This is a genomic window from Protofrankia sp. Cr1, from assembly GCF_963555865.1.
In the GTDB taxonomy this organism is placed as follows: Bacteria; Actinomycetota; Actinomycetes; order Frankiales; family Frankiaceae; genus Protofrankia.
Window position 1 is genome coordinate 6,731 of the sequence record NZ_CAUVXO010000135.1, and the last position, 5,229, is coordinate 11,959.

5 protein-coding genes are annotated in these 5,229 nt (G+C 67.6%); 3 read left to right on the forward strand and 2 right to left on the reverse strand.

Features of this window, described 5'->3' with window-relative positions; translation table 11 throughout:
* Nucleotides 1–97 precede the first annotated feature (97 nt).
* Nucleotides 98–862 carry an SDR family oxidoreductase gene (locus tag U9980_RS12985; RefSeq protein ID WP_322768140.1) on the forward strand — a complete coding sequence of 255 codons (765 nt, stop codon included), beginning with the start codon at nucleotides 98–100 and terminating at the stop codon, nucleotides 860–862.
* 143 nt (nucleotides 863–1,005) lie between these two features.
* Nucleotides 1,006–2,214, forward strand: a complete 1,209-nt coding sequence (locus U9980_RS12990) for an acyl-CoA dehydrogenase family protein (protein ID WP_322768141.1) — start codon at nucleotides 1,006–1,008, stop codon at nucleotides 2,212–2,214.
* A gap of 72 nt (nucleotides 2,215–2,286) precedes the next feature.
* Here the strand turns inward: U9980_RS12990 and U9980_RS12995 are convergent, their stop codons facing one another.
* Entirely contained in the window at nucleotides 2,287–3,063 is a 777-nt protein-coding gene (locus tag U9980_RS12995; RefSeq protein ID WP_322768142.1) for a glucose 1-dehydrogenase, read from the reverse strand.
* 193 nt (nucleotides 3,064–3,256) lie between these two features.
* Here U9980_RS12995 and U9980_RS13000 point away from each other — a divergent pair, with 193 nt between their 5' ends.
* Nucleotides 3,257–4,324 carry an amidohydrolase family protein gene (locus U9980_RS13000; protein WP_322768143.1) on the forward strand — a complete coding sequence of 356 codons (1,068 nt, stop codon included), beginning with the start codon at nucleotides 3,257–3,259 and terminating at the stop codon, nucleotides 4,322–4,324.
* A 113-nt stretch (nucleotides 4,325–4,437) separates the two neighbouring features.
* Here U9980_RS13000 and U9980_RS13005 read toward each other — a convergent pair whose 3' ends face one another.
* Nucleotides 4,438–5,145 (reverse strand): ABC transporter ATP-binding protein, encoded by a 708-nt coding sequence (locus tag U9980_RS13005; RefSeq protein ID WP_322768144.1) that lies wholly within the window; start codon nucleotides 5,143–5,145, stop codon nucleotides 4,438–4,440.
* Nucleotides 5,146–5,229 lie beyond the last annotated feature (84 nt).

A 5,229-nucleotide genomic window follows, 5' to 3' on the forward strand; every position in this document is an offset into this window, starting at 1 on the left:
GCCCGCTTGCGGAAAATCAGTTATCTTATTTATCACTTCAGGGCACGAGCGCCCGACACGTGGGATGGACGGTACGGCCCGACATCGGAGGCACTGCATGGCATCGGAGTTCAGTGGGCGGGTCGCCCTGGTGACGGCGGCGGCGGGACAGGGCATCGGCCAGGCGACGGCCAGGCGACTCGCCGCCGGTGGCGCCCGGGTCGTCGTCACCGACATCCACGAGCGACGGACCCACGCGGTCACCGCCGCGATCGCCGCCGACTATCCGGACACCACCGTGGTCGGATACCCGATGGACGCCGGTGACCGTGACCAGATCGACAAGGTCGTCACCGAGGTGACGGGCACCCTCGGCCCGGTGCAGATCCTGGTCAACAACGCCGCCGTGAACGTGCTCGGCAGCATCTTCGACTACGATCCGGCCGCCTGGGACCGCGTCCTGCAAGTGAATCTGACCGGCCCCTGGTACCTGTGCCGGGTGACCATGCCGCTGATGCGCGAGGCCGGCGGCGGCGTCATCGTCAACATCGGCAGCTATGCCCCGGACGTCGGCGGCAACGGCATCGAGTCACCGTACGCGGTCACCAAGGGCGGTCTCAACGTGCTCACCCGCAGTTGCGCGCACGAGGGCGGCCCGCACGGCATCCGGGCGGTCACGGTATCGATGGGCCTGGTAAAGGGGACCAAGTTCGTCGACGACCATCCCGAGCTGGCAGACATCCCCGGCGCTCTGGGAGTGCTCGCAGACCTCACGACCGCGGACGAGATCGCCGACACGGTGGCCTTCCTCGCCTCCGATCGCGCCCGCCACATCACCGGCGAGATCGTCAACGTGTCCGGGGGCGCCTACATGCGCGCCTGAGCGGTCGTGGACTCTCTCACCTCTCCTATCAGCCTCGAATCATATAAAAAATCATACTGATACGATGAATCTAGGCCGCCCGACCGCGGCGGCCACCAGATCGCGCTGCGGACGGTGACGTCCGGCTGAAAGGGATCACGCCGATGACGCTGCAGACAGCGGAAGCCTCATCGCTCGAGACCGTCGACGCGGCCGTCGACCGCCTGCTCGCCGAGTACCCGCCGGCGTCCACGCCACCGGCGGGGTTCCTGGGTGCGCAGTACGACGCGGGCCTGGCCTGGGTCTCGTTCCCGGTCGGCCTGGGCGGCCTGGGCCTCGGCGTCGGCCTGCAGAAACACATCACCGCCCGGATCACCGCCGCCGGCGGCCCCAGCGGCTTCTTCCGCAACCCGCTGGGATACGGGATGGGCGGACCAACCGTGCTGGCGCACGGAACGGACGAGCAGCAGCAACGGTATCTGCGCCCGCTGTTCACCGGCGAGGAAGTCTGGTGCCAGCTGTTCAGCGAGCCCAACGCAGGCTCGGACCTCGCCTCGCTGGCCACCGTCGCCGTCCCCGACGGGGATGACTGGGTGATCAACGGGCAGAAGGTGTGGACCTCCTGGGGTCACGTCGCGCGCTGGGGCATGCTCGTCGTCCGCACCGACCCGTCGGTCATCAAACACCGCGGCCTGACCTTCTTCCTGTGTGACATGACAGCCCCCGGTGTCGAGGTGCGGCCGCTGCGGCAGATGACCGGCGACGCCGAGTTCAACGAGGTCTACCTCACCGACGTCCGGCTCTCGGATGCAACGCGCATCGGTGCGGTCGGCCAGGGTTGGGGGGTGGCGCTGACCACGCTCAACAACGAGCGCTACATGCTCAGCGACGGGCTCTCGGCGCGGCCGGCGATCGATGCGGCGATCCGACTGTGGCGGGAGCGGGCCGACACATCCTCGGCGCAGGCGCAGGTGCTGCGTGACCGGCTGCTCGACCTGTGGGTGCAGATCGAGGTCACCCGGCTCACCGTCCTGCGCAGCGACACCGACCGCGAACGCGGCGGGACCGGCCCGCAGGGCGCCGTCGCGAAGCTCGCCACAGCACAGTTGAACAAGCAGGCGACCGACCTCTGCGTGGACCTGCTCGGCGCGGCAGGCATGATCTACGGTTCCTACGACACCCGCGAATTCAACATCGAGGACGCCGCCGAACAGGGCAGCCCGGTCCGTGCCTTCCTGCGCGCCCGCGCCAACACGATCGAGGGCGGCACCTCGGAAATCCTGCGTACCACCCTCGGCGAGCGGGTGCTCGGGCTGCCCGGAGACATCCGGGTCGACAAGAGCCTGCCCTGGAGCGAGGTTCGCCGTTCGTGACCGGATCGGCGGATGGTCCGGGTGGCGGATAGCCCGGGTGTCGGATGTTCGAAACTCCGACATCCGGGTTTCTCAGTCGGGATGGGCGAACTCACCCGGCGCCAGCACCGAACCGCCGTCCACATCGATCACCTGGCCGGTGACCCAGGATGCGTCTGCGGACAGCAGGAACGCGACGACCGAGGCTATGTCCTCCGGTTCACCGAGCCGGCGCAGCGGGACCACCCCCGACTGAATGTCCTCCTTGCCCTCCCAGACGAACCGCGAGCCGTCGGTCTTCACCAGGCCGGGGGCAATCGCGTTCACCCGGATGCCTTCCGGGCCGAGATCGAGTGCCAGATCGCGGGTGAGCGCCTCCAGCGCGGCCTTGCCCGCGGTGTAGACGGCGGCGTAGGGGACGAGCTTGCGGATGCTGATGGCAGACACGTTGACGACCGCTCCGCCACCGTCCGCCAGGCCCGCCTTCATCGCCTCCTGGATCATCCCGACCGTGATCCAGGAGTTGCCGACGACATCACGGGCGAAGCTGTCGCGATCGGCCAGGTGCGGGCGGCCCAGGTAGCTGCTCAACCCCAAGTTGTTCACCAGGAAGTCGATCCGGCCGAACGTCTGGGTAGCAGCGGCGACCAGCAGCGCGGCCGATTGCGGCTCAGCGGCGTCCGCGACGACCGCGTCCACGCTCAACCCGGCGGCCTCGAACTCCGTGCGGGCACTCTCAAGATCATTTTTATTACGGGCGTTGAGGACGACACCGGCGCCTTCTGTCGCCAACCGCCAGGCGATCGCCCGCCCGATCCCCCGTGATGACCCGGTGACGATTGCCACCCGTCCGCTGAAACGTCCAGCCACAGCCGTTCCCCCGCTCCCCCGAGTCCGTTGTGTACGCGTTTGTGTACGCGGGACTTTACGGCAACATCCACTTGACAAACGAGCAATGAAATAATATCACTAATTTTAAGAATTAATGCAGTCTCCGAGGGCGGTCGGCCAGCCCTGAAGGGCACTCCCGCCGACGGGACACGGGCAGGAATGAGGAGTCGGCATGGATAAGATCTGGGTGAACTCGGGAGATTCGCACCTGTTGGAGCCGGCCGACCTGTGGACGTCGAGGCTGCCGGCGCACCTGGCGGACCGCGCTCCACGTAGCGAGCGGGGCGACCGGCACGAGACCATCTACGTCGACAACGTGATTCAGCGGCGGGCGCTCAACGACTTCCTGGACTCCTTCCGTCCCCCGGGCGCCTACGACCTCACGCTCCGGCTTGCGGACATGGACGCCGAAGGCATCTGGGGGCAGCTCGTCTTTCCGTCAATGGGCTTTTGGACCGTACTGATCACCGACCGTGAGCTCGCCGCCGCGTCCGTGCGGGCGTACAACGACTGGTGCCGCGAAGAGATCATGAATGGTTCACCGCGCATCGTCGGCGCAGCCATCCTGTCGATGGCCTCGACTGAAGACGCCGTAGCCGAGATCGAGCGGGTCGCCGGGATGGGCTTCCAGTGTGTGTTCCTGCCCACCGTGGTCGCCGACGGGAAGGAATACGCCCAGGACCACTGGGAGCCGGTGTGGGCGGCCGCCGAAGCGGCGAACCTCACGATCGCCTTCCACATCGGCACGGGCTCGGACGCCAAGGCGTTCCGCGGCCCCGGAGCGGCTGTCATCAACTACGTCGAGACGACGTTCCCGGGCATGCGGGTCGTCACCCACCTGGTCGCCGCCGGCGTGCTCGACCGCCACCCGCGACTGCGGATCCTGATCGCCGAGGGTGGGGCGTCATGGGTGCCGGCCCTCGCCGACCGGATGGACGAGGGCTACCGCCAACACGGCAACTGGGCGCTGCCCAAGCTCTCGGCGCTGCCGAGCGAACTGATCTACCGGCAGGTCTACACCTCCTTCCAGCACGACGTGAGCGCCGTCCCCGCGGTGACCGCGATGGGCTACCGCAACGTCATGTGGGGTGACGACTACCCCCACCTCGAAGGCACCTACGGCCACACCCAGAAGACGCTGCGCGAGCTGTTCCAGGACGTTCCGGACGAGGTGCGCCACACCATCACCCTGGACACCTTCCGCAAGCTGTTCACCGTGCCGGACCGGGTCGAGGCCTGAGGAACACACCCGACTTCGAGCACCTGAGCACCTGAGCACCTGAGCAACGAGGAGAACCCCTGACTGCGGCGCTGCAGTCAGGGGTTCTCCTCGTTCGACGCCTGGCCGCGAGGTCAGACGCCTGCCTGGGCCAGCGGTGCACCGGACAGGTAGGACTGGGTGATGTCGTCCAGGCGTCCACGCAGGTCCTGCGCGGTGCCGCTGAGAGCGATCCGGCCACGGCTCATCACATAGGCCCGGTCTGCGAACTCAAGAGCCTTCGCGATGTGCTGCTCGACGAGGAGGACCCCCACGCCGCCGTCCGCGGCGTCGCGGACGGCGCGCAGCAACCGCGTGACGACCAGCGGCGCCAACCCGAGCGAGAGCTCGTCGGCCAACAACAGGCTCGGGCGGCGACCCAGCGCCCGGGCCAGGGCCAACATCTGCTGCTGACCGCCGGACAGCAGCCCCACCCGGGTCTTGCGGAACGTCTCAAGCTCCGGGAACAGCTCGAGTGCGAGCGCTGGGTCGCTCCCGCTGACCCGCAAGTTCTCATCGACGTTCAAGCTCATGAACACCGACCGTTCCTCGGTGACAAGACCGAGGCCCGCGCGTGCGCGGCGATGCAGCGGAGCCTTCGTCACCTGCCCGCCGACCCTGACCTCCCCGCCTAGGATCGGCAGCTCACCACACAGCGTGAGCAGTGTAGTGGTCTTGCCCGCGCCGTTAGGGCCGAGCAATGCGACAACCTCTCCCGGCTCCACGTGCAGGTCGAGGTCGCGCACGACCGCGAGCGAACCGTAACCGGCAGCCAGTCCTATCGCTTCGATCAACGCTGTCATCGTGTGCTCCTCAGCCGGACCTCGAGCGGCGCGCTCATCGAACTTTCGCGATCATACTTTTTCGGATGGAACCAGCTCGTCGGC

What these genes read in the sequence shown, in the direction of transcription:
- U9980_RS12985 (WP_322768140.1), top strand. Translation starts at nt 98, where the DNA reads ATGGCATCGGAGTTCAGTGGGCGGGTCGCCCTGGTGACGGCGGCGGCG.
- U9980_RS12990 (WP_322768141.1), top strand. Translation starts at nt 1,006, where the DNA reads ATGACGCTGCAGACAGCGGAAGCCTCATCGCTCGAGACCGTCGACGCG.
- U9980_RS13000 (WP_322768143.1), top strand. Translation starts at nt 3,257, where the DNA reads ATGGATAAGATCTGGGTGAACTCGGGAGATTCGCACCTGTTGGAGCCG.
- U9980_RS13005 (WP_322768144.1), bottom strand. Translation starts at nt 5,145, where the DNA reads ATGACAGCGTTGATCGAAGCGATAGGACTGGCTGCCGGTTACGGTTCG.